Raw genomic sequence first — 26045 nt, 5'->3', positions numbered from 1 at the left:
TCATGACACCAAAGTCCTCGGCCGGGCGGTGGCTACTGCCGCTCGCCCTGCTCCTCCTTCCGGTGCTGGCCACGGGCCAGTCACTGCCGACGCCCACCGCTCTCCAGCAGGGCGAGGCGCGACTGGTCACGGAGCTGCTCAGCCAGTATCACTTCCGTGACCGTGCGGTCGATGACGGGCTATCGCGCGACGTCTACCAGGCGTACTTCGACACCCTGGACCCGCAGCGCTACTACTTCCTGGAATCGGATATCGAGCGATTCACCGGCTACCGCGACCGCCTCGACGACATGGTCAGCGACGGCAGTCTCGATCCCGCCTGGGAAGTCTTCTCGCTGTACTACCAGCGAGTGCGCGAGCGCGTCGACTACGCGCTGACGCTGCTCGACGGCGAGCACATCCGCAGCGGCGAGGGCTCACTGAACGTCGACCGCAGTGACGCCGCCTGGGCGTCGGACCAGTCAGAGCTCGAGGCGCTGTGGCGCAAGCGTGTCCGCCACGACGCGCTCACGTTGCGACTCAACGACACGCCGTGGGAGGACGTGCGCAAGACCCTGCGCGAGCGTTATGAGCGCATGGCACGCAGCATCAGCCAGTACCAGCCCGAGGACATATTCCAGACGTTCATGAACGCCTGGTCGAGCCGCTACGACCCACATACCAATTATCTCTCGCCGCGGCGCTCCGAGAACTTCGACATCAACATGAGCCTGTCGCTGGAGGGCATCGGCGCACTGCTCAAGGGTGAAGGGGCCTACACCGAAATCGTCGAGCTCATCCCCGGCGGCCCGGCATCGGCAAGCGGTCAGCTCTCCCCCGGCGATCGCATCATCGGCGTCGGCCAGGGCGACGACGAAATCAAGGACGTCGTGGGCTGGCGGCTGTCGGACGTCGTCGACCTGATTCGCGGCCCGCGCGAGTCGGTCGTGCGACTGCGTATCCTGCCAGCAGGTAGCGCCGGCAACGCGGCCCCGGAGGTGGTGAAGCTGACGCGCAACCGCATAGAGCTCGAGGAGCAGGCTGCCGACTCCCGCGTCCTCGAAGTGGACACGGAGCAGGGTCTGAGCCGTGTCGGCGTGATCGACATCCCCGCCTTCTACATGGATTTCCAGGCTGCCGAGGCCGGCGAGAAGGACTACCGCAGCACCTCCCGGGATGTACGGCGGCTGATCGAGGCGCTCGAGGAAGACGGCGTCGACGCCCTGGTGCTCGACCTGCGCGGCAACGCCGGTGGATCGCTTAGCGAGGCCACCCGGGTGGCAGGACTGTTCATCGAGCGCGGCCCCGTGGTGCAGGTGGAACGCAGCACCGGCGAACGCGAAGTGCTCGAGGACGAGGACGGCGGCGAACAGGCCTACCGTGGTCCACTTGCGGTGCTGGTCGACCGTTTCAGCGCGTCCGCCTCGGAGATCGTGGCCGGTGCTCTCCAGGACTACAACCGGGCGGTGGTCGTAGGCGACCGGACGTTCGGCAAGGGCACCGTGCAGACGCTGGTCAACCTGGAGCGCTTCGGCCTCGACAGCGAGAAGCCCAGCGGCCGCCTGAAGATGACGGTCGCCAAGTTCTACCGGGTCACCGGCCACAGCACCCAACTCCGCGGCGTGGAACCGGACATAGCGCTGCCCATGGTGCACCCGGAGGAAGCCGGCGAACGGGCCACCGACAACCCCCTGCCCTGGGACGAAATCCAGCCTGTCGACTACAGCGCGCAGACCGGTCCGGACGTCATGGGCGTTCTGCGTCAGCGCCACGAGGCGCGCCTGCGTGAGCAGCCCGCCTTGCGGGCGCTTGTCACCGAGGTCGAGCGCATCGAGGCCGACCGAGCACGCGACATGGTGTCGCTGGACGAATCGGTGCGCCGCGAGCGTGCCGAGAACAACCGCAAGGCCCGGCTTGCCGTGCTCAACCGCCAGCTGGAGGCCCTGGGACGGGATCCCGTCGACAGCCTGGACGCGCTCTCCGACGAAGAGCGACCGGACATACTGCTGCGCGAGAGCGTGCACATCGCCGCTGACCTCGCATCGCTGAGCGAGGGTTCGCCGGCCGGAACGACAGCGGCGGCGCGCTAGCCCCGGTGATCCGTATCCGACCTGCAGCCCTCCGGCCCACACACTTGCCCCGTGGGCCCGCTCACCCCAGAGTGTAGGGCCAACACATGGGCAAGGGGGGCCGGAGGGCGCCGTAGCATGCAGCAGGTTTTGCGTTTCCCCTCGGACAATCTCTGGTTGTCCGGCGTGATATGGCTGGTGGCGCTGATCGCGTTGCTGTACGTGGCGCGCCGGCCCGCGCATACACTCATCCGCACGGCAGGCACTCAACTCGCCCGCGCCCTGCGCCGCGCCCACCGTGGCCTGCACCGCTCACACCGCATCGTCACTGCACGCTACCGCCGCCTCCTCCTCGCCTATGCACGCGAGCGCACCGAGCTGCAGGTGGGCCGGGAGTTGCTGCGCCTGGAACGCACCATCGCCCGGGATCTATCCGGCATTCCCCATCTCGATCGCAGCCTGCGCGAACAGCTCCACCGACTCGACGAGGACTACCGCCGCACGGTGGAGGTACCGCCCTCGCCGCCGGAGTGGGTTCGGGCGGTGGAGACCGTCGCTGCGATGGAGCGCCCGGACGACCCCTCCGTGGTGCGCGTGCTCGAGGACATGCACACGACCCTGGAACGGGCGTGCCATCACACGCTGCAGAGCTATCGCGAAGCGAGCCACCGACGGCATCGCACACTGCGACGGGCCGTACCGATGTGGCGCCATATCCACAGCCTCCTGGACCACATCCAGCGCGGCGTGGCGCGAGTGGATCACCGGGCGGTGAGCGTACAGCGCCAGATCGTGCGCTTCCGGGCACTGGCCGAGAGCCACCGGGATCGCGCACGCCGTACCGCCGGGCTGGTCTTCGCCCGCTGGTGTACGGCTATCGTGACCCTCGCCGTGATAGCGGCGGCCGCAGTGACGCTCTATGGCCTCATCGAGCGGCCGCTTGCGGAAGTCGGGGCCGGCCTGGGCAGCAGCCCCGACGGCAGCGACTATACGCAGTGGCTGGCGATGAGCCTGATAGGGCTCCTCGCGGTGTGCGGACTGCTGATCAGCGAGGCGCTCGGCATGACGCGACTGGTGCCCGGCCTCGCGCTCGGCCGGCCGGCACTGCGGACCGCGGCTGCGGGCGTGGCCGGCGTGTTGCTGCTCCTGCTCGCCAGTGCCGCCGCCGCGCTCGCCTGGACCCGGGACTACCTGCTGTCACTCGACGCCAGCACCGAAGCGTTGTTCACCGCGTCCGGGGGCGGTTTTCCCGAACCGGTGTTCCTGTGGATTCCGACGCTGAGCCAGTCGGTCATCGCATTCGGGCTCGCACTGGTGGTCTCGCTGATCGCGTTGCCGTTCGAGAATGTCCTGCGCCAGGGCGCACTCGCGGCGACGGCCACCGCCGGCGCCGCACTCGCCGTCGCCGGCGCCCTCGCGCGCACCCTCGCCGCCGTTGTGGTGACGATCACCGGCGTCGTGCTCGCCGTCTACGATGTGCTGGTCTGTCTACCGCTGTTTGTCGAGCGAATCATCCGACGTCACCGGGTGGCGAACATCGCCACGCAGCCGCCGACAGTGGAGGATGCCGGTTGAAGCGGCGGCGTCGGTCCGCTTGCGCCGTGCTGGCGTCGATTCTGGCGGCCAGCGCCGGCAGCCAGGCCGCCGCCGATAGTGTGCGCCACTGCGTGATGATCGAGCCGGACGCGGCGGGGCGGGTACCCCCGCAGGTCGTGCTCTCGCAGCTGCGCGAGCCCAAGGCGGGCGATCATCTGCGGGTATTCATCGGTGGCGCGCGGGTGGCGGATGTGCGCCTGCACGAACGCCCGGGTATAAAGCATGAGCAGATGCTCGCCGTGGCGCGGCTGTTGCGGCGACCCGCCAGCCCGGCTTCGCCCACTGCCAGTGACTGGCAGCCACACCCGGAACGCTGTATCGGCGAGCTACCGGCACACCTCGTCGCCGTCGGTACCGTCACCGATGCGCCGCCGCCCGCGCATGTTCCACCGCGCCCTGCGCTGCCCCGGGTAACGCTGCTCGACCTACCCGCGCGGGGTCGCGAGCGACAGACGGAGGCCTGGCGCTCCGCGTGGCGGTCCGGCACCGAGGTCTACCTGTTGCCACTCGCCGCACCCTCGTTCATCCCGGCCGACGCCGGAGACGATTAGACATCCTCGCCGTGCGTACGGTCCGCGCCGTCCGCCGCTTCCATGTGCACGACGATAAGCTGCAGGCTCTCGCGGCCGCGGAACTCATTGACATCGAGCCGATACGCCAGGCGCACGTCGGCGTCCAGCGTCTCCCAGCCGCGCTCCAGGCCGCCGAAAGCGATGGCCTCCAGCGTGTCCCCCTCACCCACCGGTTGCACCTTGAGCTTGAGATGCGAGCCGCCGACGACCCGCTTGGCGATCACCCGGAACGTGCCGTCGAACAGCGGCTCCGGAAACCCCTGTCCCCAGGGCCCGCCGGCACGCAGCGCCCGCGCCGTGTCCATGGTCATCTCGCCGGGCGCGAGCTCGCCGTCGGTGACCAGTGTCGAGGCCAGATCCGCATGGCTGACCTCCGCGGCGAGGACCCGCTCGAAGGCCTCACGGAACGCCTCGAAACGCTCCGTCGGCAGCGACAGGCCGGCGGCCATGGCATGCCCCCCGAATCGATCGATAATGCCGGGATGGGTGGTATCGATGCGCTCGAGCAGATCACGCATGTGCAGCCCCGGCACCGACCGCGCCGAGCCCTTTAGTGCCCCCTCCCCCGCCGGCGCGAATGCGATCACCGGGCGATGAAAGCGCTCCTTCACGCGGGAGGCGACGATCCCGATCACTCCCTGGTGCCAGTCAGGCTCCATGAGGCAGAGCCCCAGAGGGACGGCATCGGCGTCCAGCCGATCGACCAGCCGCTCCACGCTATCGATGGCCTCCGCGCGCATCTGGCCTTCGATCTCACGGCGCTGTCGGTTGAGCTCATCGAGCAACCCGGCCAGCTCCCGGGCACGCCCGGCATCATCCGCGAGCAGGCACTCGATGCCGACCGACATGTCCTCCAGCCGCCCGGCGGCATTGAGACGCGGCCCGATGGCGAAGCCGAGATCGGCGGCGACAGTGCGGTGTGCATTGCGGCCGGAGACATCCAGCAGCGCCTGCACTCCGGGGCAGGCACGCCCTGCGCGAATTCGGCGCAGCCCCTGCTCCACCAGGATCCGGTTGTTGCGATCCAGAGGCACCACGTCAGCCACGGTACCGAGAGCGACCAGGTCCAGAACATCCCCCAGATTCGGGGGCCGCCGCCCCGTCGCCTCGAACCAGCCGCGCGCGCGCAGGGCGCCGCGGAGCGCGGCCATGACGTAGAAGATCACGCCCACGCCCGCCAGCGATTTACTGGGGAAATCATCGCCCGGCAGGTTCGGATTCACCAGCGCATCCGCCGGCGGCAGCGTATCACCGGGGAGGTGATGATCGGTCACGATCACGCGCATCCCGTGGCGTTTCGCGGCTGCCACGCCCGCATGACTCGAAATCCCGTTATCGACGGTCACGACGACTTCGGGGGCGCGCTCGCTGGCCACCTCGACAATTTCCGGACTCAGCCCGTAACCGAATTCGAAGCGGTTCGGTACCAGGTAGTCGACGGAAGTCGCGCCCATCGCGGTCAACGCGCGAATGGCAACCGCGCAGCTGGTGGCGCCGTCGGCATCGAAATCGCCGACGAAGAGTACCCGACGTTGCTCACACACCGCTTCAACCAGGATCTCGACGGCGGCGTCCATACCATGCAGAAGATTCGGCGGATGCAGGGCGTCGAGCCCCTGTTCGAGCTCGTCAGTCGAACGGATGCCGCGATGTGCGTAAACCCGCCGCAGAACGGGGTGAAGATCGACGGGCAACGCCTCCGGGTCCGCGGCGGGCGTGCGACGCTCTACGACGCGTTGAGTGGTCCCGCTCATGCCCGCTCCAGCCAACTCTTGAGCGCACGTGTGCGCCGCCAGAAGCGGCGACGCACACCGGGTGTCCAACGAAACCCTCGATCGCCGCCGGCATACACCCTGATCTCCGCCCAGGTACCGCCGGCAAGAGCACTCTCGGCCTCGCTCGCCCACGCCTGCTCGAAGTGTTGCAACGCCGCCAGCCAGCCCTCGACGTCACCGCCGGTCAGCGCGTCGTCGGCAGCGGACCAGTGCACGGCGACATCACCGTGGCTCGCGCGTATTTGCGAGAGGCGCTCCACCGCTCCCCCCACCCGCGCGCCACGCTGGCGGGCTAGGCCGGCAAGAACGGGATCGTCGGTCAAACAGGCTTCCAGATCACTGCCCCCCCCGGCCCCGGGCAGGCGGCCGCCCCCCCAGAACCACAATCCGTTGACGGACAGCAGTCCTCGCGCCTCACGCTCAGCGTTGAACGGTTGCCCGTGGAGCAGCATCTGGGTCTCGTTTAGCAACTGCCGCCACTCGCGCCCCTCCTCCCCCTCGGGCAGGAAGGCGTCGAGATACCGACCGGAGACCTCGCGGGTCGCGTGCGGTGGCGGCGCAGAGCCGGCCGGTGGCCGCTCCACCCGCAGAAAGAGGGCATTGCCGAGGGCAACGAGCGTGAAACCGTCATTGCCGAACAGGTCGTTGAACGCCTCGACGACCCGCTCGCGCTCGCTGTCGTCGAGCCGGACCGGCTCGCCGCCGAAGAGCATCAGCCGGTCGCGATCCGGACGCAGATGCACCGGATCGGCGCAGTACCAGAACGCATCGCCGGGGTCGCTGCCGGCGCCAAGCACACCGATCGCTCCGGCGCCGGCGAACGCCGCCGGCCAAGGCTCTACGCCGGCGGGCGCTCGCGCCCGTAGTCGGCTGGCACGGCTCAGCAATCGCTCGGTGACCGGCACGACGTTCCGGTCACCGACAAGATCCCGAAGCTGGGCAGGAACTGGGCCAAGCAACCCGGGCACGAGCAGGTGCAGGCATCCCCCCGCCACCACGAATTAGCTCAGGCGCCCGAGAATCGCCTCTTTCACCGCGTCGGTGGTGGCATCGACCGTGCTCACGGCATCGCCGGCATGACGCTGGGCGACGTCCGGGTCCTTCAGGCCGTGCCCCGTCAGCGTGCACACGACAGTGCTGCCCTCGGCAATACGACCGTTGCCGATATCCCGCATGGCCCCGGCGATGGATGCTGCCGAGGCCGGCTCGCAGAACACGCCCTCGTGATCGGCGAGCATGCGCTGGGCGTCGAGAATGTCGTCATCGCCAAGCTCGTCGAACCAGCCGCCGGACTCGCGGCTCGCCGCCCACGCGTAATCCCAGGACTGCGGGTTGCCGATGCGGATCGCCGTCGCCACGGTCTCGGGCTCGGCCACGGCCGACCCGCGCAGGAAAGGCGCCGAGCCGTTCGCCTGGTAACCAACCATGCGCGGGCGCTCGCGGACCACGCCGCTGTGGAACGGGCGGTGGCCACAGGGGGCATAGGCCGCACTGGGCTCGTCATGGGGGCCCAGGGCCAGCTCGGAGTACCCCATCCAGTGGGCAGTGATGTTGCCGGCATTGCCCACCGGCAGGCAGTGATAATCCGGCACCCGTTCGAGCTCTTCGACCACCTCGAACGCCGCGGTTTTCTGACCCTGCAGCCGGTACGGGTTGACCGAGTTCACGATGCTCACCGGTGCGTGCTCGGCCATTTCCTTGACGATCTGCATGCCATCGTCGAAGTTACCGCGGATCTGCAGCACCGTGGCCCCGTGCATGATCGCCTGGGCGAGCTTGCCGAGCGCGATCTTGCCGTCGGGAATGAGCACGAATGCCTTGATGCCCGCGCGGGCGGCGTACGCCGCGGCGGAGGCGGAGGTATTGCCCGTCGACGCGCAGATGAGCGCCTCGCTGCCTTCGTGGACGGCGTGGGTCACCGCCACGGTCATGCCCCGGTCCTTGAACGACCCCGTGGGGTTGAGCCCCTCGTACTTGACGTAGATATCCACGTTTCGGCCGAGCGTGCGTGGGATGTTATTCAGGCGGATCAGCGGCGTGGCACCCTCGCCCAGGCTGATGACGCGCACGTCGTCGGCCAGCGGCAGGCGGTCGTGGTACTTGTTGATGAGTCCGGTATATCGGGTTCTGAACGGCATTGTCTCGTTTCCTGATGATTCACGCCGCCCCGGGCCCGCACAGCCGCCGGGGCGCGTGCATGGCGGCCGGGTCAGTCGAGGGTCTCGACGCGAATGCGATGGACGTGGCCGAGAATGGCGTCCTGCGCCTCGATGCGCTCACAGGCCTCGTTCATCTGCCACTCGCGCACGCGATGCGTCAGGATGATCACGGGAACATCCTCGGCGCCGGGTTCCGGCTGCTTCTGGATGATGGCCTCGATGCTGATGCCCTGCTCTCCCAGGAGTCGCGCGACCTCCGCGAGCACGCCCGGGCGATCCAGAGCCTGCATGCGCAGATAGTAGGCAGTCTCCACCCGGTCCATGGGCAGGACCGGATCGTCGGACAACGCATGGGACTGGAACGCCAGATACGGCACACGGTCCTCCGGCGCGAGGGTGAACTCCCGGACCACGTCCACCAGGTCCGCCACCACGGCGGATGCGGTGGGCTCGGCACCGGCGCCCGGCCCGTAGTACAGCGTCGGCCCGAGGGCGTCGCCACTGACCATCACGGCATTCATCACGCCGTCCACGCTGGCGAGCAGTTGCCGGCTGGGCAGCAGCGTCGGATGCACCCGCAGCGCGATGCCGTCTTCGGTGCGGCTGGCGATGCCCAGGTGCTTGATGCGGAAACCGAGCTCCTGGGCGTAGGCGACATCCTCCTGGCCCACGTGAGAGATCCCCTCCACGTGCACCTTGTCGTACTGCAGGGGGATGCCGAATGCGATGGAGGCGAGGATGGTAAGCTTGTGCGCGGCGTCAACGCCTTCCACGTCGAAGGTGGGGTCGGCTTCCGCATAGCCGAGCCGCTGCGCCTCGGCGAGCACGTCACCGAATTCGCGGTCGGCGTAGAACATCTCGCTCAAGATGAAGTTCGCCGTACCGTTGATGATGCCGGCCAGCCAATCGATGCGATTACCGACCAGCCCCTCGCGCACGGCCTTGATGATGGGAATGCCCCCGGCCACCGCGGCCTCGAACGTAATCGACACGCCCTGCTCGCGGGCACGCGCGAAGATCTCGTTGCCGTGGCTCGCGATCAGCGCCTTGTTGGCCGTCACCACGTGCTTGCCACGCTCGATCGCCCGCAGCGTGAGCTCCTTGGCGAGATCTTCGCCGCCGATGAGCTCGACGATGATCTCCGTCTCCGGGTCGTCGACCACCTCGAACGGATCGGTGGTCAGACGAATGCCTTCGGTGCTGCACGTGCGCGGTCGGTCCAGGTGGCGCGCGGCGGCGTGCACGATTTCGATATCGCGCCCCGCGCGGCGGCTGATCTCGTCGCGATTGCGCTGGAGCAGATTGACCGTACCGCCGCCAACCGTGCCCAGGCCCAGCAGACCGACCTTCACCGGTTTCAAGAGCTCGCCTCCTTCAGGTAGCCGTCCTTACGAAACATTTGTTTGATCCCCCGAATCGCCTGGCGTGTGCGATGCTCGTTCTCGATCAGTCCGAAGCGCACGTGGTCGTCGCCGTAGTCGCCGAATCCGACGCCCGGCGAAACGGCCACCTTGGCGTCGGCGAGCAGCTTCTTGGAGAACTCCAGCGACCCCATCTCGCGGTAGGGCTCCGGAATCCGCGCCCACACGAACATTGTGGCGCGTGGCTTTTCCACCGGCCAGCCCGCCTGCGCCAGACCGTCGCAGAGGGTATCGCGGCGCCGGCGATAAGTCTCGCGAATTTCGTCCACACAATCCTGCGGCCCCTCCAGAGCGGAGATCGCCGCCACCTGGATGGGCGTGAACATGCCGTAGTCGAGATAGGACTTCATCCGCGCCAGTGCGGCGATGAGCTTGTCGTTGCCGCAGACGAAACCGACCCGCCAGCCGGGCATGTTGTAGCTCTTCGACAGCGAGAAGCACTCCACCGCCACTTCCTTGGCGCCGGGCACCTGCAGGATCGACGGCGCCTGGTAGCCGTCGAACACGATATCCGCATAGGCAAGATCATGAACGACCCAGATGCTGTGCTCCCGGCAGACTTCGATGACCCGCTCGAAGAACTCAGGCTCCACGCAGTTCCCCGTGGGATTGGCGGGGAAGTTGAGGATGAGCATCTTGGGCTTGGGCCAGGTGTCCTTGATCGCCTTCTTGAGCTCCTCGAAGAAGTCCAGCTCCGGCACCAGCGGCACGTGACGCAGATCCGCCCCGGCGATCACCACGCCGTACGGATGGATGGGGTAACTCGGGTTCGGCACCAGCACGTTGTCGCCGGGGCCGAGAGTGGCCAGGGCGAGGTGGGCCAGCCCCTCCTTGGAGCCGATCGTGACGATCGCCTCGCTTTCGCGATCGAGGCTCACGTCATAGCGGCGCTCGTACCAGTCGCAGATGGCCTTGCGCAGACGGGGAATCCCCCGTGACATGGAGTAGCGGTGCGTATCGCCCCGCTGTGCCGCCTCGGTGAGCTTGTCCACGATGTGCGTCGGCGTGGGCCGGTCGGGGTTGCCCATGCCGAAGTCCACGATGTCCTCGCCGCGGGCTCGCGCGGCCGCCTTCAACTCGCCCACGATATTGAACACGTAAGGGGGGAGCCGGCGGATGCGCTGGAATTCCTCGTTCACCTTGGGCCTCTGCGTGGTGGTTGTCGTGCCATGGTTTGCCGACGCGGCCGCGGCGCGCGCCGCATGCGCCTGCGCGATGGAGGACGATAGAGGCCAAAAGCTACTGACGGTGCCGGGAACTGTCAATTAGACACGGCCGCTCGCCTTGTCCGTGCGTACCCCACTCGGCTATCTTCGGGGAATGAAACTCACACAGGAAACAGGCGACGCCACCTACCGGGTTCGTGCCTACGAGGCCGGGCGCATACACGTTAACGAGGCGAGTTACGACACCAGCCTCCTGCTCGCGCCCAACACCCTGATCACGGACTGGCCGCCGGAGCGTTTCGAAGATCTCGACGCGGAGCACATCGACGCGGTGCTGGCCCTCGAACCCGAGGTCGTACTGCTCGGAACCGGCGACAGGCAGCGTTTTCCCAGCCGCGCCATCATGCTGGCCGTGCTCGAACGCGGCATCGGCATCGAAGTGATGGACACGCAGGCAGCGTGTCGCACCTACAACATCCTCATGGCAGAAGGGCGGCACGTCGCCGCCGCCCTTCTGCTGGAATGAGTCAGCCGAAGACGTTGTCCTGCGAGAAGCCCGCCCGCTCCATGACATCGCGAAGCTTGCGCAGAGCGTCGATCTGAATCTGGCGCACCCGCTCGCGGGTTACGCCGATCTCGTTACCGACCTCCTCGAGCGTTGCCTTTTCGTAGCCGTGCAACCCGAACCGCCGCTCCACCACCGCACGCTGCTTGTCGGTGAGCTGCTCCAGCCAGGCGTCGAGGTGAGTGAGTACGTCGTCGTCCTCCAGGGCGGCGAAGGGGTCCGGGTTGGTCTCATCCGGAATCGCGTCGAGCAGTACGCGATCGGCGTCCTTTCCGATGGGCACATCCACTGATGTCACCCCCTCGTTCAACCCCATCATCCGGCGCACATCCTCCACCGGACGATCCATCGCACGGGCGATCTCCTCGATCGTGGGCTCGTGGTCCAACTCCTGAACCAGTTGACGAGCAGTGCGCAGGTACTGGTTGATTTCCTTGATAACGTGGATGGGCAAACGGATCGTACGGGTCTGATTCATGATCGCCCGTTCGATGGTCTGGCGTATCCACCACGTCGCGTACGTGGAGAAACGGAAACCGCGTTCGGGATCGAACTTCTCCACCGCACGGATCAGCCCGAGGTTGCCCTCTTCGATGAGATCGAGAAATGCGAGCCCCCGGTTCATGTACCGCCGTGCGATCTTCACCACCAGCCGCAGGTTGCTCTCGATCATGCGCTGGCGTGAGGCGGCACACCCACGCTGGGCGCGGCGTGAATAGTAAACTTCCTCCTCCGCCGTCAGCAGCGGGGAAAAGCCGATTTCGTTGAGGTAGAGCTGGGTGGCATCCAGGGTGGGTTCGTGTGCCTCGCTCCGCCGTGCCTTGCCGCGGCTGGCGGACGCGTTCTCGTCGTCCGTTGCGGCTTCGCCATCCTTCGCTTCCGGTTCTTCCCGAACCGCGTCGTCCCCCTCGAGTACGAGCTCGTCTTCCAACTCCTCGCCTGCCGCCGGGTTGGATTCAGGGTCGACCCTGAGTGCCTGCTTCCTGGCCATGCCTTCTCCTCCGTGCCCCCGACCCGTTCCTACGGGCCGGTCTGTGTTCGGAACGTGGGGTTCCACGAGGAAAAACCGGCTTATCGTTTTGTGTTGGCTCCAATATATGCCCGCACGGAGAGTGAAGCAACGGGTTATTTCAGCCTAGAACATAAGGGGCAAGTGGCGAGCTGGAAGTGCCGCGAACGTTTCCGCCCGGCCAACGACCGAGTCCCGGTGCGGCCACCCACCGGTTGCGATCCCCGGGCCCATCACCCATTCCCCGACAGGGCCGTCGTCGACGGAATAGCGCACCTACGCGCAGTTACCGGCGGGGCAGGTAGCTCAGCGGATTCACCGGCTTGCCGTTGCGGCGCAGCTCGAAGTGCAGTCCGTCGCGGCCTTCCGGAGTGGAGCCCATGTGTGCAACGGCCTGGCCGGCACGGACATTCTCCCCCTCACGCACGAGCAACTTCTGGTTGTATGCGTAGGCGGTGAGATAGGTCTGGTTGTGCCTGACGATCACCAGCCGACCGTAGCCGCGTAGCCCGCTACCGCTGTACACCACGCGCCCGTCGGCCGCGGCGCGCACCCGGGTTCCCGCGTCACCACCGATGGTCACGCCCTGCTTGCCGGCATTGGGACCCTGAAACTTGCGCAGCACCGGGCCGTCCACCGGCCATCGCCAGGCAATGTCGGAATCGCGCCGTGGTGGCTGCCGCCGATCCGGTTTCGACGTTGCCTTGGACTTGGGTTTGGACTTGGCCGCGGGCCTGGACGTCTTCGCGGTATCGGTGGACCCGGTGGACGAGGACGGCCGATCCGACGTGCCATCGCGCCCGCCCTTGGCGGCACCGGCGGATGCCTGGCTCGGGCGCAGCAGCAGCTTCTGTCCCGGGTAGATCGTGTACGGCGGGTCGATTCGATTCCAGTAGGCCACCTGCCGGAAATTCAAGTCGTAACGCCAGGCGATGGCGTACAGCGTGTCACCACGTTCGACGCTGTAGACCGCCGGCGGGTCGCCGGCATAGCCTGCCGGCGGGCGGCCGTCGTCACGATAGCCGGGCCCGGCACAACCGCCGAGGCCGGCCGTGACAAGACCTCCGAGCAGAACGGCCGCTAGAGCTGTACGAGCACGACCGCCACGGCGAGCAGCGCGACCGTCGCCCAGCCGATACGATCGATATACGTGTGCAGCCACGGCTCCACCCGTGGGCCGCCCCAGGCGACCAGCATTGCCACCAGCAGGAAACGCGCCCCGCGTCCGATGACCGAGGCGATAACGAACGGGATCACCGCCAGCGACAGCGCACCGGCGGCGATGGTGAAGAGCTTGTAGGGTATCGGTGAGAAACCCGCGATGAGCACCACCCAGAACCCCCAGGCAACGAACCATTCGTGCACCCGCAGATACCCGGACCAGTATCCGAGCTCCTTCAGCCAGGGGGTGATCACATCCAGCGCATAATAGCCGATGAGATAGCCGGCGAGCCCACCAAGCACCGACGCGGCGGTGGTCAGCAGCGCCAGCCTCACGGCCCGAGCGGGGCGGGCGAGCACCATGGGCGCCAGCAGCACATCGGGGGGGATAGGGAAAAACGACGACTCCGCGAAGCTCAGCACCGCCAGGAACCACGGTGCCCTGCGGTGACCGGCCCACGCGAGCGTCCAGGCGTATAAGCGCGAAAATAGACGGTTCACTCAAGCCCTTCCTTCATGGGCACGAAACTGACGCGATTCTCCTCGCGCACTTCGAATCCCGAGTCGGTGCGGTCGATAACGCGGAGAACCTGATGGCCGGTCTCACCGACCGGTGCGACGAGCCGCCCGCCGACGGCGAGTTGATCCAACAGCCCCTGTGGCACCTGCGGCGGCGCGGCCGTCAACAGGATACCGTCGAACGGCGCCTCACCCTCCCAGCCCTTGTAGCCGTCGCCGAGACGCTGGCGGATATTGTAGAGCTTGAGCTCGCGGAACCGCTCGTTGGCCATACTGTAAAGCGCGCGAACACGCTCGATGGTGAACACCTTCGGCACCAGCGCCGCCAGCACCGCGGTCTGGTAGCCACAGCCGGTGCCCACCTCGAGTACTGACCGCGGCTCGTGCCCGCCGCGAAGCAACGCTTCAGTCATGCGCGCGACGATATAGGGCTGGGAGATCGTTTGCCCATGCCCGATGGGCAGCGCCGTATCCTCGTAGGCGCGGCTCGCCAGTGCCTCATCGACGAACAGATGCCGCGGGATGTGGCGCATGACGTTGAGCACCCGCGCATCGCGGATGCCCTCGTCACCCAGGCGCCGTACGAGACGCTCGCGAGTGCGTTGAGACGTCATACCGATACCACGCTCGCGGGGGCCGGCGATCATCGCAGCCCCTCGATCCAGCCCGCGATCTGATCCATCGCCTGGTAGCGCGTGAGATCCACCTGCAGCGGCGTCACCGAGACGTATCCGCGGCGCACGGCGTCGAAATCGGTTCCGGCGCCGTCGTCCTCCCCCCCGCCCGGCGGACCGATCCAGTAAATCGGCCGGCCGCGCGGATCCTCGGCGCGTACCACCGGCTCCGCGCGGTGGCGCTGGCCGAGACGCGTGGCCTCGAAACCCGCGAGCGCCTCCCACGGACGGTCGGGGACGTTGACGTTGAGAATGGTATCCGCCGGTAGCGGATCGCTGCGCAGGCGCGCGAGGAGCGTTGCTGCCACTTGCGAAGCCGAGTCGTAGTGTGCCGGCTCGTCACCGGCCAGCGATATGGCGATCGCCGGCAACCCCAGGTGCCGGCCTTCCATCGCCGCAGCCACGGTACCGCTGTAGAGGACGTCGTCTCCCAGGTTGGCGCCGGCGTTGATCCCCGAAATCACCATATCGGGCTCCGGATTCAACAGCCCGGTTACCGCGAGGTGCACGCAGTCCGTGGGCGTCCCTTCGACACGGTAGACCCCGTCGCGCACCGGCCACACGCGCAACGGCGTATCCAGTGTCAGGGAATTGGACGCGCCGCTGCGGTCGCGCTCGGGTGCCACCACGACAACCTCGGCATACTCCGCCAGTGCCTGCGCAAGGGCGCGCACGCCGGGTGCCCGGTAGCCGTCGTCATTGCTCACGAGGATGCGCATGCCCCTCCCAGCCTCATGCATTGCTCTACGTTATGAGCCGCCCCCAACGTCAGCACATTCATCAATGCGAAAACGCGGCCGGCACCGTCATCGCTGGCCAGTATACCGCGACGCATGCCTACGCAAAGGCGGCATCGTACGACAGTGCCGGTAGCGGAGCACAGACGCCGACGGGTAGGATAACGCAGTGTGGCGGGTCACCGGTTACCGGAATCCGACCGCAGTCACCACGCGGTCCGGAACCGGCAGAGGGCACGACGCCACTATCGATTCGACCGACTGTCGGGGGGACGCCGTGAGCGAATACGACTCGGACGCGGACCGCTCCCTCTTCCGCGAGGCCATGCAGGACGTACGCCGGCTGCCGGACCACGATCGCCGCGCGGTGCTCGAACGCCCGCGGCCACGCCCCGTGCCGAGACAGCGATACGCGGACGACCGCCAGGTCATGGAGGAGTTGCTACGCCCGCCCCTGGATGACACCGATCTGGGCCCGGAGCGTGGCGAGGCGCTGAGCTACCTGCGCCCCGGCCTGCAAAGCCGCCTGCTGCGGCGTTTGCGCCGCGGGCAATACAGCATCCAGGCGGAGCTTGATCTCCACGGCATGACGGTCGCCGAGGCGGGCAGCGCACTGCGCGGTTTTTTCCACGAGTGCCACCTCCGCGGCGTGCGCTGCGCGCGCATCGTCCACGGCAAGGGTCGCGGCTCGCGCAACGCGGGGCCGGTGCTCAAGGGTAAAGTGGATCGCTGGTTGCGTCGGCGCGATGACGTGCTCGCGTTCTGCTCGGCCCGACGTGCGGACGGTGGAACCGGCGCGGTCTATGTCCTCATCACCGGAGAGGGATGACTTCCTGCAACACGAGGCCGGTCGGTAGCGGGCTTCCCTGCCCGACCGGGGCCTCCCTGCCCCCTCGTCAGCATCCCTGCCGGCCGCCATTCCCTCGGCTTGACCTTCCATGGTCGGCATTTACCGCATCCGGCGCGGGAGACGGGCTGGCCGCCCCACGCGGGATCCACTTTAAACCGGCCGCGCGTTCACCCACAGTCGGGCGAATGCCGAATCATATGTCAGCGGATTCTGACAGCCACACACCGGCTATGCGTTTACTCACAGATATTCGGCCCCGCCCAGGTAGCCACGAAGCCGCTCTGGTACCCGCACGCGACCGTCCGCCTCCTGGTAGTTCTCCAGCACCGCGATAAGGCAGCGTCCGACAGCGAGCCCCGAGCCATTGAGCGTGTGCACAGGCTCCGGCTTGCCCGTCTCCGGATTGCGCCAGCGCGCCTGCATGCGCCGAGCCTGATAGGCCTCGGCATTGCTGCACGAGGAGATCTCGCGGTAGCGCTCCTGCCCCGGCAACCACACCTCGATGTCGTACGTCTTGGCCGCGGCGGCGCCCATGTCGCCGGTGCACAGGGTCACCACCCGATAAGGCAACTCCAGCAGCTGGAGTACCCGCTCGGCGTGGGCCGTCAATGTCTCCAGGGCCTCGTAGGATGCCTCCGGCCGCACCACGTGCACCAGCTCCACCTTGTCGAATTGATGCTGGCGGATCATGCCCCGGGTGTCCTTGCCGTAGGAGCCGGCCTCGGAGCGGAAGCACGGCGTATGCGCCACCATGCGCATTGGCAGCGCCTCGGGCTCGAGTATCTGCTCGCCGGCGAGGTTGGTGACAGGCACCTCGGCGGTGGGGATGAGGTAGAGCCCCTGGTCACCGGCAATCGCGAAAAGATCCTCCCCGAATTTCGGTAATTGCCCTGTGCCCTCGAGGGCCTTGGCGGAGACGATGTAAGGGACGTAGACCTCCTCGTAACCGTGCTCGCCAGTGTGCAGATCGAGCATGAACTGAGCGAGCGCGCGGTGCAGCCGCGCAACGGCGCCGCGCATGACGACGAAGCGCGACGCGGCCAGCCGCGCGGCCGCCTCGAAATCCATCCCGTTGGCCAGGGCCCCGATCTCGACGTGGTCACGTGCCTTGAACTCGAATGTCGGCGTTTCGCCCCAACGCCGGACTTCCACGTTGTCGTCTTCGTCCTCGCCTTCGGGAACATCCGGGTGCGGGATGTTCGGCAGCCCGAGGTGAATCTGGTGGAGCTCGTCCTGAACCTCCGCCAGCTCGTCCTCGGCGGACTTCACACGGTCGCCGAGATCCGCCACCTCGTCGAGCAGCGGCTGGATGTCTTCGCCGCGAGCCTTGGCCTGTCCGATGGCCTTGGAACGCGTCTTGCGTTCGTTCTGCAGCTCCTGGGTGCGGACCTGCAGCTCGCGTCGGCGCTCCTCGAGCGCCCGGTAAGCCACCGTGTCCAGCTCGAAACCGCGCCGGCGCAGGGCCGTGGCCACGCCGTCCAGATCGCTTCTCAGCGCTTTCGTATCCAGCATGTCTTTGCTCGATTCCTCGTCAGATAAGGCGTACTAGTCGGAATCCCAGCCACGCCATGACAAAACAGATGATCACGTTCGCGCACAGGTTGGCGAATGCCCGAACCACCTCCCCCTGCTCGAGCAGCGCAACGCTGTCCACCGCGAACGTGGAGAAGGTGGTGAACGCCCCCAGCACCCCGACCATCAACGCGGCGCGCCATACCGCCGGCAACTCGCCACGCTCGACGGTGAGCACGAACAACATGCCGAGCAGGAAGCTGCCCACCACGTTCACGATCAGCGTGCCCCAGGGAAAATCCCGCCCGAACCAGTCCGCGACCCATACGGTGACTGCGAATCGGGCGCTCGCGCCGACCGCGCCACCGATCGCCGCCGCCGCGACCTCAGGCCACATGGCCACCCCCCTCGTCCGCGACCCACCGCCGGAGCGTCGCACGTTCCGGCGTCAAGGGCTTCCATGAGGTAAGGGACGGTATTATAAACAAGCGATTAAACGTCATCGTTCCAGTACTGGGTAAAGCACCGCGGACTGCGCCCCACCGGCAACGGGTATGCATCGCCGCCGCTCAGCGACAATGGCTGCTCGGCAAAGGCCTGAATTGTACCCGGCCCGGCACCCGGGCGCACAGACCGCCCGAGCTTGCGTCCAGGTCACAGGGGCGTAAAGTCCCGCGAGAGTTCCGACACCGTCGCCGTACGAGCACCATGGACCTGTTCGAACACTCCGCCAACCGCGAACACGAACCCCTGGCTCACCGGATGCGTCCGCGCAGTCTGGACACGTTCACCGGGCAGACTCACCTGGTGGGACCGGGCAAGCCGCTGCGCCGGATGGCCGACTCCGGCAGCGTGCGCTCCATGATCCTCTGGGGGCCGCCGGGCACTGGCAAGACCACGCTCGCCGAGCTGCTGGCAACGGCTTCCGGCGCCCGCCTGGAACGACTCTCGGCGGTCATGGCCGGCGTCAAGGAGATCCGTGCAGCGGTGGAGCGAGCTCGCAGCGCTACCCCCGAGCAGCGCGCGACCGTACTGTTCCTCGACGAGATTCACCGGCTCAACAAAAGTCAGCAGGATGCCCTGCTGCCCCACGTGGAATCGGGTCTGCTCACACTCATCGGCGCCACCACCGAAAACCCCTCGTTCGAGGTGAACTCGGCGCTGCTCTCGCGGGCCCGGGTCTACGTACTCAAGAATCTCGGCGAGGCCGAGCTCATCGGGGTGCTTCGCCAGGCATTGACGGACACCCGGCATGGACTGGGCGAACGCGGCATCGATGCGCCCGACGACGTGCTCACCGCCATCGCCCGCGCTGCCGGCGGGGACGCCCGGCGTGCCTTGGGGCTGCTGGAGACCGCGGCGGACTTCACCATCGACACCGACGGCGGTGAGACGCTGACGAAAGCGTCCCTGGACGATGTGCTGGGACACCAGGCGTCACGCTTCGACAAGCAGGGTGACGCTTACTACGACCTGCTCTCGGCGATTCACAAATCCATTCGCTCGTCGCGCCCGGACGCCGCCCTGCTCTACATCGCGCGGTTCATCGATGGCGGCGGCGACCCGCTGGACGTGGTCCGCCGCCTCGCGGCCATTGCCTCGGAGGATGTCGGCAACACCGATCCCCGGGCCCTGCCGCTGGTCATGGCGGCGTGGGACGCCTACCGGCGCCTTGGCGACTACGAAGGCCAGCGTGCGATAGCCCATGCCGCCATTCATCTCGCCGTCGCGCCCAAGAGCAACGCCATAGACCGGGCCTGGAAGGCGGCACAGCGTTTCGTCCGGCAGCAACCGGATTTCGACGTCCCGCTCTACCTGCGTAACGCGCCGACGCGCCTCATGGACGAGCTGGGCTATGGCAAGGGCTATCGCTACGCCCACGACGAGCCTTACGGCTACCCGGCCGGACGAGCCCACGACTGCTGGCCCGAAGGACTGGAGCCCCAGCACTTCTTCGAGCCCACCGAACATGGCCAGGAGAAACGATTCGCCGAGCTCCAGGCGTGGCGGCGCGGTCTGGACGACCACGCCGACGGCGGCGGCTGACCCGTGCCGTCAGCTACCGCCGGAGTATTCCGGCGGCGCAATGAGGTCGACGCCGTCGGGCACCTCGGTGTCGAAGCTGTCCGCGGGCGGGGGTTCGTTACGCACCACCGATTGCAGCTCGAGCCGGACTGTCTGACCGAGGCCGTCATCGAGCGCCACTTCGACGGGTACGCCGTCGTCGAGGCGCAAACGCGCCGCCTGGAAATCCCACTGCTCGTCGGTGGGGGTCAGGCGTAACCAGCCGTCCTCGCCCGACTCGATGCGGAATCGATCGCGGAGCGTCCGGAAGTCCCCGCTGAGCATGAGCGCGGGCCCCACGCCGAGCACCTCATCCACTGGCCGCACGGTCACCTGAAGCAGGTCGCGGTCGTGAACCCAGAGCCACTCGCCGTCGGCGACAATGCGCTGCGCATAGGGCGTCTCGTAGACCCAGTTGAAGCGTCCGGGGCGATCGATGACGAAATGGCCCTCGGCTTTCTCCACGAGCTCGCCGGTCTCGTCCCGGGTCTCCTGGACGAACCGCCCCTGCAGCGTGTCCACCGACTCGAAGTAACGCGCCAGATCTTCGACGCCACCCTCCCGGGCGACGGCGGTGGTAGCCAGCAGCACAGCCGCCAGCGCAATCAGCCACTGCTTCACGATCATCGCTCCTGTCACTGTCCTCACTCCGCCGGCGGAGGTGGCGGCGCCAGCACTTCGCGGCTGCCGTTGGACTGCAGCGGGCCGACGATACCAGCACTCTCCATGTCCTCCACCAGGCGGGCGGCGCGGTTGTAGCCGATCTTCAGTCGCCGCTGAACGCCCGAGATGGAAGCCTTGCGCGTCTCGGTAACGATCCGCACAGCCTGATCGTAGAGCGGATCGGCATCATCGCCGCCGCTTTCCGCGCTCAACCCCGGGATGGCCGCGGCCTCCGAACCCGGCTCCTGGAGAATCTCGTCGACGTACTCCGGCGCCCCACTGCGCTTCAAATGCTCGGCGACGCGATGCACCTCCGCGTCCGAGACGAACGCGCCGTGCACTCGCTCCGGCACACCGCGACTGCTGGGCCCGAGGTAGAGCATGTCGCCCTGCCCCAGCAGCGATTCGGCGCCCATTTGGTCGAGGATCGTGCGCGAGTCCACCCGTGAGGACACCTGGAAGGCCATGCGCGTGGGGATATTCGCCTTGATCAGGCCCGTGATCACGTCCACCGACGGCCGCTGTGTCGCGAGAATGAGATGAATCCCGGCCGCACGCGCCTTCTGCGCCAACCGCGCAATGAGCTCCTCGACCTTCTTGCCGACCATCATCATCATGTCGGCGAACTCATCGACTACGACAACGAGATACGGCAACGGTTCCAGTCGCGGCGGCTCGGGCACGGCATCCGGGTTGCCGGCGTCGGCGAGGCTCGACTCCGGTGGCGTCCACAGCGGGTCGGCGATGGGCTCGCCACGGTCGGCGGCTTCGCGGATCTTTCGGTTGCAGCCGGCGATGTTGCGCACACCCAGCGCCGCCATGATCTTGTACCGACGCTCCATTTCGCCGACACACCAGCGCAACGCGTTGGCGGCTTCCTTCATATCGGTAACCACCGGCGCGAGCAGATGCGGGATATCGTCGTAGACCGAGAGCTCCAGCATCTTGGGGTCGATCATGATCAGGCGCACCGCCTCGGGGCCATTGCGATAGACCAGGCTCAGGATCATCGCGTTCACGCCCACCGACTTGCCGGAGCCGGTGGTGCCGGCCACCAGCAGATGGGGCATCTTCGCGAGGTCCACCGTCACCGGCGAACCGCCTATGTCCTTGCCGATGGCGAGGGTCAACGCCCCGGACGCCTTGGCGAACGCGTCCGACTGGATGATCTCCGAGAATGCGATGACCTGGCGGTGCTCGTTGGGAATCTCCAGGCCCACCACCGACTTGCCGGGAATAACCTCCACCACGCGCACCGCGGTCACCGACAGCGCGCGCGCGAGATCCTTGGAGAGGTTGGAGATCTGGCTGACCTTCACACCCGGCGCCGGGTGCAATTCGAAGCGGGTGATCACGGGCCCGGGCTGCACGGCGACCACTTCGACCTTGACGCCGAAATCGGCGAGCTTGGTCTCCACCAGGCTCGACATGGTCTGCAGCGCCTCCTCGCTGTAGCCCGCCTGCTCGACCTTGGGCGCGTCGAGCAGGTTCGCCGAGGGCAGCTGCCCCGGCGCCACGTCGTCGAGCAACGGCATTTGCGTATCACGCTTGCGGCCACCCGAGCTCTTCGCCGGGCCAGGGGCCGGCTCCGGCGCGGGCAGCTCCAGTGTCGGCTCCACGCTCTTCTCGCGCTTGCGTCGCTTGGGCTTGCCGGCCTTCTTCGGTACCGGCGTCGGCGTCGGTTCGATGCGGCGCTGCTCGCGCCGCTCGGCCCGGCGTGCACCGAGATCGGCGAACGCCGTGCGCACGCGGTGCGAAATCAGGAACACGGCCCGGCCGATGACCTCCGCCAGGCGAATCCACGACAGACCCGTGGCCACCGTGAACCCCGCGGCGAAGACCGCCAGCGCCAGCAGCGTTGCACCGGTGAAACTGAACGCCCGCTCCAGGAAACGCCCGGTGAGATCACCGAGAACACCGCCGGAGCTCAACGGGACGGTGCCGGGCACTGGCGCGACGTGCAGCGTGGCCACCGCGGCGCCGGCAACCACGGTTACGACGAAGCCGGCGAGCCGAAGCCCGAACACACCCCAGTGCACGTGCCCGTCGAGACGCTGCCAGTGCCACAGCAGCCAGGCACCGAACGCGATCATCACGGGGAAGAGGTACGCCAGGTAGCCGAAGAGAAAGAGGCTGAGGTCGGCGAAGAACGCACCCACGACACCGCCGGCGTTGTGAATGTCGGCCACCGACGCGGTGTACGTCCAGCCCGGGTCGCGCGGGTCGTACGTCGCCAGGGCAAGCAACAGGAAGCCCGCCACCGCAAGCAGCAACAGCAATGCCGCCTCGCGCAGGCCCCGACTGACATGTTGCCCCCACGGCGTCGGCAGATTGGTGGTGGATTCGGCCTTGGCCACGAGAAGACGTCCCCGAAATGACTACGAAAGCACCGGAAGTTTAGCGCGCAAGCGACTAGAAATGCGACAAATAGCCCCCACGCTGGAGAAAGCGGGCGCCATGTTCCACGAGTATGCCCCAACAGGCCGCTCGCCCCCCGGTATCGCCCGGGCGGCCCGACGCATGACAATACTTCTGCTCCGGGCCATTAGTACTATACGCTGCCGGCCTTCACGGCACACGAGGAACGTAATGGAGCTGCACATCGCAGAATACATCGATGAAGTATCCCGGGCATTCTGGAACGCCCTGGAGGGCAGCGACCATCCGTTCCTTCGACACGAGTTCCTCGCTGCGCTCGAGCATCATGGCGCGGTGGGCGAAGCCACTGGCTGGTTGCCGCGGCACCTGTTGTTGTGGGACGGCGACACACTGGTTGCGGCGGCGCCCGCCTACCTCAAGACGCATTCGTGGGGCGAGTTCGTGTTCGATTTCGCCTGGGCGGACGCCTATGCGCGCAACGGCCTGGATTACTACCCCAAGCTCGTGATCGCCGTGCCCTGGTCGCCCGTCACCGGCCGCCGGATCCTGGTGCGCCCGGGCTGCGATCGGGCGACGACCCGACAGACCCTCCTGGAGGGTGCCCGCGCCTATGCCGAGCAGGCCTCGGCGAGCTCCACCCACTGGCTTTTCGTTAGTGCCGACGAAGCCGAGACGGCCGTGGCCGCCGGCTATGAGCTTCGCCTGGGCTGCCAGTACCACTGGCACAATCGCGATTATGTGGACTTCGAGGCGTTTCTCGGTGCGCTCACCGCGAAAAAGCGCAAGAACATCCGCCGCGAGCGCCGCCGGGTCCGGGAGTCGGGGATCAGCCTGCGCACGGTCCACGGCGACGAAGCCGATGCGGCGTTGTGGGCGGCCATGCACCGTTTCTACCGCCACACGTTTCACGTGCGGGGCAATATCCCGGTGCTCAGCCGCGAATGCTTCCAGGAGTTGGGACAGCGCCTCGGCGACCGGGTGGTCCTGATGGTCGCCGAACGCGATGATCGCGTGATCGCCGGCGCCATCTGCCTGCGCGACGACCACACCCTCTACGGCCGCTACTGGGGCTGCGACGAGGAGGTGGATGCCCTGCACTTCGAGACCTGCTATTACCAGGGTATCGAATACTGTATTCGCGAAGGCCTGCAACGCTTCGAACCCGGCGCACAGGGCGAGCACAAAGTCGCACGCGGGTTCCGGCCCGTACTCACACGCTCAGTGCACCACTTGCGCGAGCCGGCCTTCCACCACGCCGTCCGGGATTTCCTGCGCCGCGAACGCCGGGCGGTGGAGGCCTACGCCAACAGCCTTACAATGGACGGCCCCTATCGCGAGAACCGAACCGGTCGACCATGACGCGCGTGCCCTGGATCGCACCCGACGACGATGCAACCCCGTTCCCGGACGCCGACCTGGCGCTCGCCGAGCCCAATGGCCTGCTCGCCATCGGCGGGTCGCTCACCCCGCGGCGTCTGGTCATGGCCTATCGCGCCGGGATCTTCCCCTGGTTCGCCGAGGATCAGCCGATCCTCTGGTGGAGCCCCGACCCGCGGGCGGTCATCGCACCTTCGGGCGTGCGCGTCTCCCGCAGCCTGGGCAAGCGCCTTCGCCGGGGGGATTACCAGGTGACCCTGGATCGCGACTTCGACGCCGTCATAGGAGGCTGTGCCGCCCCGCGCGACGACCAGGCCGGCACCTGGATCACCCCGGGCATGATCGCCGCCTACCGCAGTCTCCACCACCAGGGCATCGCCCATTCGGCGGAAGTCTGGGCGGGCGACGAGCTGGTGGGCGGACTCTACGGCGTCTCCCTGGGGGCCGGATTCTTCGGCGAGTCCATGTTCAGCCGCGCCACCGACGCCAGCAAGGTCGCGCTGGTGCGCCTCGCCGGACAGCTGGAGGCCTGGGGATTCGAGTTCATCGACTGCCAGATGCCGACACCGCACCTTGCCCGGCTGGGTGCCGAGGAATGGCCGCGCCGGCACTTCCTCGCCGCCCTGGAGCGAGCCCTGGAGCGGTCGCAGCGCCACGGCCAGTGGGCCATCGGCAGCGCCTCCCCTCTGATCGGGTGTCATTCATGACCGTGGCCAACCAGCCACATCAAATCGCCATCTATGCCACGCAGCCCCACGACTGCCCGTACCTGGCCGAGCGGACCGCGCGCACGGCCTTCATCGACCCGCGAGCGCCACTCGGTCCGGCCGTTTACGACGCCCTGCTCGGCCAGGGCCTGCGCCGTAGCGGCAGCCACGTCTACCGCCCCATATGCCCGGCCTGCAGCGCGTGTCGCAGCCTGCGTATTCCCGTCGCCCGGTTTCGTCCCCGGCGTCGCCACCGCCGATCGTGGCGACGAAACTCGGACCTCGCCATGGCCCGCGTTCCCGCGCGATTCGACCCGGACCACTACCGGCTTTTCCAGCGCTACGTCCGCGCGCGTCACCCGCATGGCGGCATGGACGGGACCACTGCCGACGAGTATCGCCGGTTTCTGTTCGCCGACTGGTGCGACACCGAGCTGCTCGAGTTCCGCCTGGACGGCGAGCTCCTGGCGGTGGCGGTCACCGACCGCACGCCCACTGCCCTCTCGGCGGTATACACGTTCTTCGAACCTCGGGCACAGGACCGCGGTCTCGGCACACTCGCGATTCTCGCCCAGATCGAGCTCGCCCGGGCGCTCGGACGAAATTGGCTTTATCTCGGTTATTGGATTGCGGAGTGTGCGAGCATGCGCTACAAGGCAGAGTTCACACCCCACGAGGTGTTCACTCCGGACAACCAGTGGACCGTCGTGGACAGCCCGAAGGATCCGCCTCATCAGTACGAGTAACGTTGGAGGCGCAGTCCCGGGTTAGTTAAAATTGACACCTTGAACACAAGATTCGGGCGGGACGATCGAACCCCGGCCGGCAAATCCCGGATTTCGAGCAACAAGAGTAGAGGCTGAATGGCGAAGGAAGACAACATCCGGATGCAGGGCACGGTCATCGACGTGATGCCCAACACCATGTTCCGCGTCGAGCTGGAAAACGGCCACCAGGTGACCGCACACATCTCCGGCAAGATGCGCAAGCACTACATCCGGATTCTTCGCGGTGACAAGGTCACCGTCGAGCTCACCCCGTACGACCTGAACAAGGGCCGTATCGTCTACCGCGCGCGGTGACCCGGGCCG

Annotated in this window: 24 protein-coding genes; 10 read left to right on the top strand and 14 right to left on the bottom strand. The window is 67.2% G+C overall.

Annotation, left to right across the window (positions count from 1 at the left end):
* Window positions 1–2 precede the first annotated feature (2 nt).
* From ACPEES_RS06465 to ACPEES_RS06455, 3 genes are all read left to right on the top strand, one after another.
* A complete protein-coding gene (locus tag ACPEES_RS06465; protein WP_435102239.1) occupies window positions 3–2069 on the top strand; it encodes a carboxy terminal-processing peptidase in 2067 nt (688 codons plus the stop codon).
* A 117-nt stretch (window positions 2070–2186) separates the two neighbouring features.
* A complete protein-coding gene (locus ACPEES_RS06460) occupies window positions 2187–3623 on the top strand; it encodes a hypothetical protein (protein WP_435102237.1) in 1437 nt (478 codons plus the stop codon).
* Window positions 3620–4195: a hypothetical protein gene (locus ACPEES_RS06455; RefSeq protein WP_435102235.1), complete on the top strand. Its 576-nt coding sequence runs from the start codon at window positions 3620–3622 to the stop codon at window positions 4193–4195. Before ACPEES_RS06460 ends, ACPEES_RS06455 begins: the two co-directional genes overlap by 4 nt.
* Here the strand turns inward: ACPEES_RS06455 and recJ are convergent.
* The 5 genes from recJ to alaC form a co-directional block, all read right to left on the bottom strand.
* Window positions 4192–5970 (bottom strand): single-stranded-DNA-specific exonuclease RecJ, encoded by a 1779-nt coding sequence (gene recJ / locus ACPEES_RS06450; RefSeq protein ID WP_435102232.1) that lies wholly within the window; start codon window positions 5968–5970, stop codon window positions 4192–4194. The genes ACPEES_RS06455 and recJ overlap by 4 nt on opposite strands.
* Window positions 5967–6989: a hypothetical protein gene (locus tag ACPEES_RS06445; protein WP_435102230.1), complete on the bottom strand. Its 1023-nt coding sequence runs from the start codon at window positions 6987–6989 to the stop codon at window positions 5967–5969. The genes recJ and ACPEES_RS06445 overlap by 4 nt, the downstream gene beginning before the upstream one ends.
* Window positions 6990–6992: 3 nt before the next feature.
* Window positions 6993–8129, bottom strand: a complete 1137-nt coding sequence (gene thrC, locus ACPEES_RS06440) for a threonine synthase (protein WP_435102228.1) — start codon at window positions 8127–8129, stop codon at window positions 6993–6995.
* Window positions 8130–8200: 71 nt separating this feature from the next.
* Window positions 8201–9511, bottom strand: a complete 1311-nt coding sequence (locus ACPEES_RS06435; RefSeq protein ID WP_435102226.1) for a homoserine dehydrogenase — start codon at window positions 9509–9511, stop codon at window positions 8201–8203.
* Window positions 9508–10710, bottom strand: a complete 1203-nt coding sequence (gene alaC / locus ACPEES_RS06430) for an alanine transaminase (protein ID WP_435102224.1) — start codon at window positions 10708–10710, stop codon at window positions 9508–9510. Before alaC ends, ACPEES_RS06435 begins: the two co-directional genes overlap by 4 nt.
* A gap of 181 nt (window positions 10711–10891) precedes the next feature.
* Here alaC and ACPEES_RS06425 point away from each other — a divergent pair, with 181 nt between their 5' ends.
* Window positions 10892–11263: an Mth938-like domain-containing protein gene (locus ACPEES_RS06425; protein WP_435102222.1), complete on the top strand. Its 372-nt coding sequence runs from the start codon at window positions 10892–10894 to the stop codon at window positions 11261–11263.
* 1 nt (window position 11264) lies between these two features.
* Here ACPEES_RS06425 and rpoS read toward each other — a convergent pair whose 3' ends face one another.
* From rpoS to surE, 5 genes are all read right to left on the bottom strand, one after another.
* Entirely contained in the window at window positions 11265–12293 is a 1029-nt protein-coding gene (rpoS, locus tag ACPEES_RS06420; protein WP_435102219.1) for an RNA polymerase sigma factor RpoS, read from the bottom strand.
* Between the two features lie 304 nt (window positions 12294–12597).
* Window positions 12598–13473 (bottom strand): peptidoglycan DD-metalloendopeptidase family protein, encoded by an 876-nt coding sequence (locus tag ACPEES_RS06415; RefSeq protein WP_435102217.1) that lies wholly within the window; start codon window positions 13471–13473, stop codon window positions 12598–12600.
* Complete coding sequence (locus tag ACPEES_RS06410) at window positions 13392–13973, bottom strand: YqaA family protein (protein ID WP_435102215.1); 582 nt, start codon at window positions 13971–13973, stop codon at window positions 13392–13394. The genes ACPEES_RS06415 and ACPEES_RS06410 overlap by 82 nt, the downstream gene beginning before the upstream one ends.
* A complete protein-coding gene (locus ACPEES_RS06405) occupies window positions 13970–14638 on the bottom strand; it encodes a protein-L-isoaspartate(D-aspartate) O-methyltransferase (RefSeq protein ID WP_435102213.1) in 669 nt (222 codons plus the stop codon). The genes ACPEES_RS06410 and ACPEES_RS06405 overlap by 4 nt, the downstream gene beginning before the upstream one ends.
* A complete protein-coding gene (gene surE / locus ACPEES_RS06400; protein WP_435102211.1) occupies window positions 14635–15384 on the bottom strand; it encodes a 5'/3'-nucleotidase SurE in 750 nt (249 codons plus the stop codon). The genes ACPEES_RS06405 and surE overlap by 4 nt, the downstream gene beginning before the upstream one ends.
* 295 nt (window positions 15385–15679) lie before the next feature.
* Between surE and ACPEES_RS06395 the strand changes: the two genes are divergently transcribed.
* Window positions 15680–16231: a Smr/MutS family protein gene (locus ACPEES_RS06395; RefSeq protein ID WP_435102209.1), complete on the top strand. Its 552-nt coding sequence runs from the start codon at window positions 15680–15682 to the stop codon at window positions 16229–16231.
* 261 nt (window positions 16232–16492) lie between these two features.
* On the opposite strand, the gene serS is transcribed toward ACPEES_RS06395, so the two are convergent.
* Window positions 16493–17764: a serine--tRNA ligase gene (serS, locus tag ACPEES_RS06390; protein WP_435102207.1), complete on the bottom strand. Its 1272-nt coding sequence runs from the start codon at window positions 17762–17764 to the stop codon at window positions 16493–16495.
* Between the two features lie 19 nt (window positions 17765–17783).
* Window positions 17784–18161, bottom strand: coding sequence for a fluoride efflux transporter CrcB (crcB, locus tag ACPEES_RS06385; RefSeq protein ID WP_435102205.1), 378 nt, complete (start codon window positions 18159–18161; stop codon window positions 17784–17786).
* Window positions 18162–18472: 311 nt separating this feature from the next.
* Here crcB and ACPEES_RS06380 point away from each other — a divergent pair, with 311 nt between their 5' ends.
* The gene (locus tag ACPEES_RS06380) at window positions 18473–19810 is read left to right on the top strand and encodes a replication-associated recombination protein A (protein WP_435102203.1); all 1338 of its coding nucleotides are present in this window, start codon (window positions 18473–18475) and stop codon (window positions 19808–19810) included.
* Window positions 19811–19819: 9 nt separating this feature from the next.
* Here ACPEES_RS06380 and lolA read toward each other — a convergent pair whose 3' ends face one another.
* Together lolA and ACPEES_RS06370 are read right to left on the bottom strand one after the other, a co-directional pair.
* On the bottom strand, window positions 19820–20449 hold the full coding sequence (gene lolA / locus ACPEES_RS06375; protein ID WP_435102201.1) for an outer membrane lipoprotein chaperone LolA: 630 nt from the start codon (window positions 20447–20449) through the stop codon (window positions 19820–19822).
* 23 nt (window positions 20450–20472) lie between these two features.
* Window positions 20473–22848 carry a DNA translocase FtsK gene (locus ACPEES_RS06370; RefSeq protein WP_435102199.1) on the bottom strand — a complete coding sequence of 792 codons (2376 nt, stop codon included), beginning with the start codon at window positions 22846–22848 and terminating at the stop codon, window positions 20473–20475.
* Window positions 22849–23080: 232 nt separating this feature from the next.
* On the opposite strand from ACPEES_RS06370, the gene ACPEES_RS06365 reads away from it, so the two are divergent.
* The 4 genes from ACPEES_RS06365 (at window position 23081) to infA (ending at window position 26036) form a co-directional block, all read left to right on the top strand.
* Window positions 23081–24229 (top strand): GNAT family N-acetyltransferase, encoded by a 1149-nt coding sequence (locus tag ACPEES_RS06365; protein WP_435102197.1) that lies wholly within the window; start codon window positions 23081–23083, stop codon window positions 24227–24229.
* Window positions 24226–24954, top strand: coding sequence for a leucyl/phenylalanyl-tRNA--protein transferase (gene aat, locus ACPEES_RS06360; protein ID WP_435102195.1), 729 nt, complete (start codon window positions 24226–24228; stop codon window positions 24952–24954). Before ACPEES_RS06365 ends, aat begins: the two co-directional genes overlap by 4 nt.
* Window positions 24951–25700 carry an arginyltransferase gene (locus tag ACPEES_RS06355; RefSeq protein ID WP_435102193.1) on the top strand — a complete coding sequence of 250 codons (750 nt, stop codon included), beginning with the start codon at window positions 24951–24953 and terminating at the stop codon, window positions 25698–25700. The genes aat and ACPEES_RS06355 overlap by 4 nt, the downstream gene beginning before the upstream one ends.
* A gap of 117 nt (window positions 25701–25817) precedes the next feature.
* Window positions 25818–26036, top strand: coding sequence for a translation initiation factor IF-1 (infA, locus tag ACPEES_RS06350; protein WP_435102191.1), 219 nt, complete (start codon window positions 25818–25820; stop codon window positions 26034–26036).
* Window positions 26037–26045: the final 9 nt, after the last annotated feature.

This window comes from Arhodomonas sp. AD133 (assembly GCF_051195215.1).
Classification (GTDB): domain Bacteria; phylum Pseudomonadota; class Gammaproteobacteria; order Nitrococcales; family Nitrococcaceae; genus Arhodomonas.
Note: the sequence above shows the minus strand (reverse complement) of the source record. Positions and strands in the feature narration are given on the sequence as shown.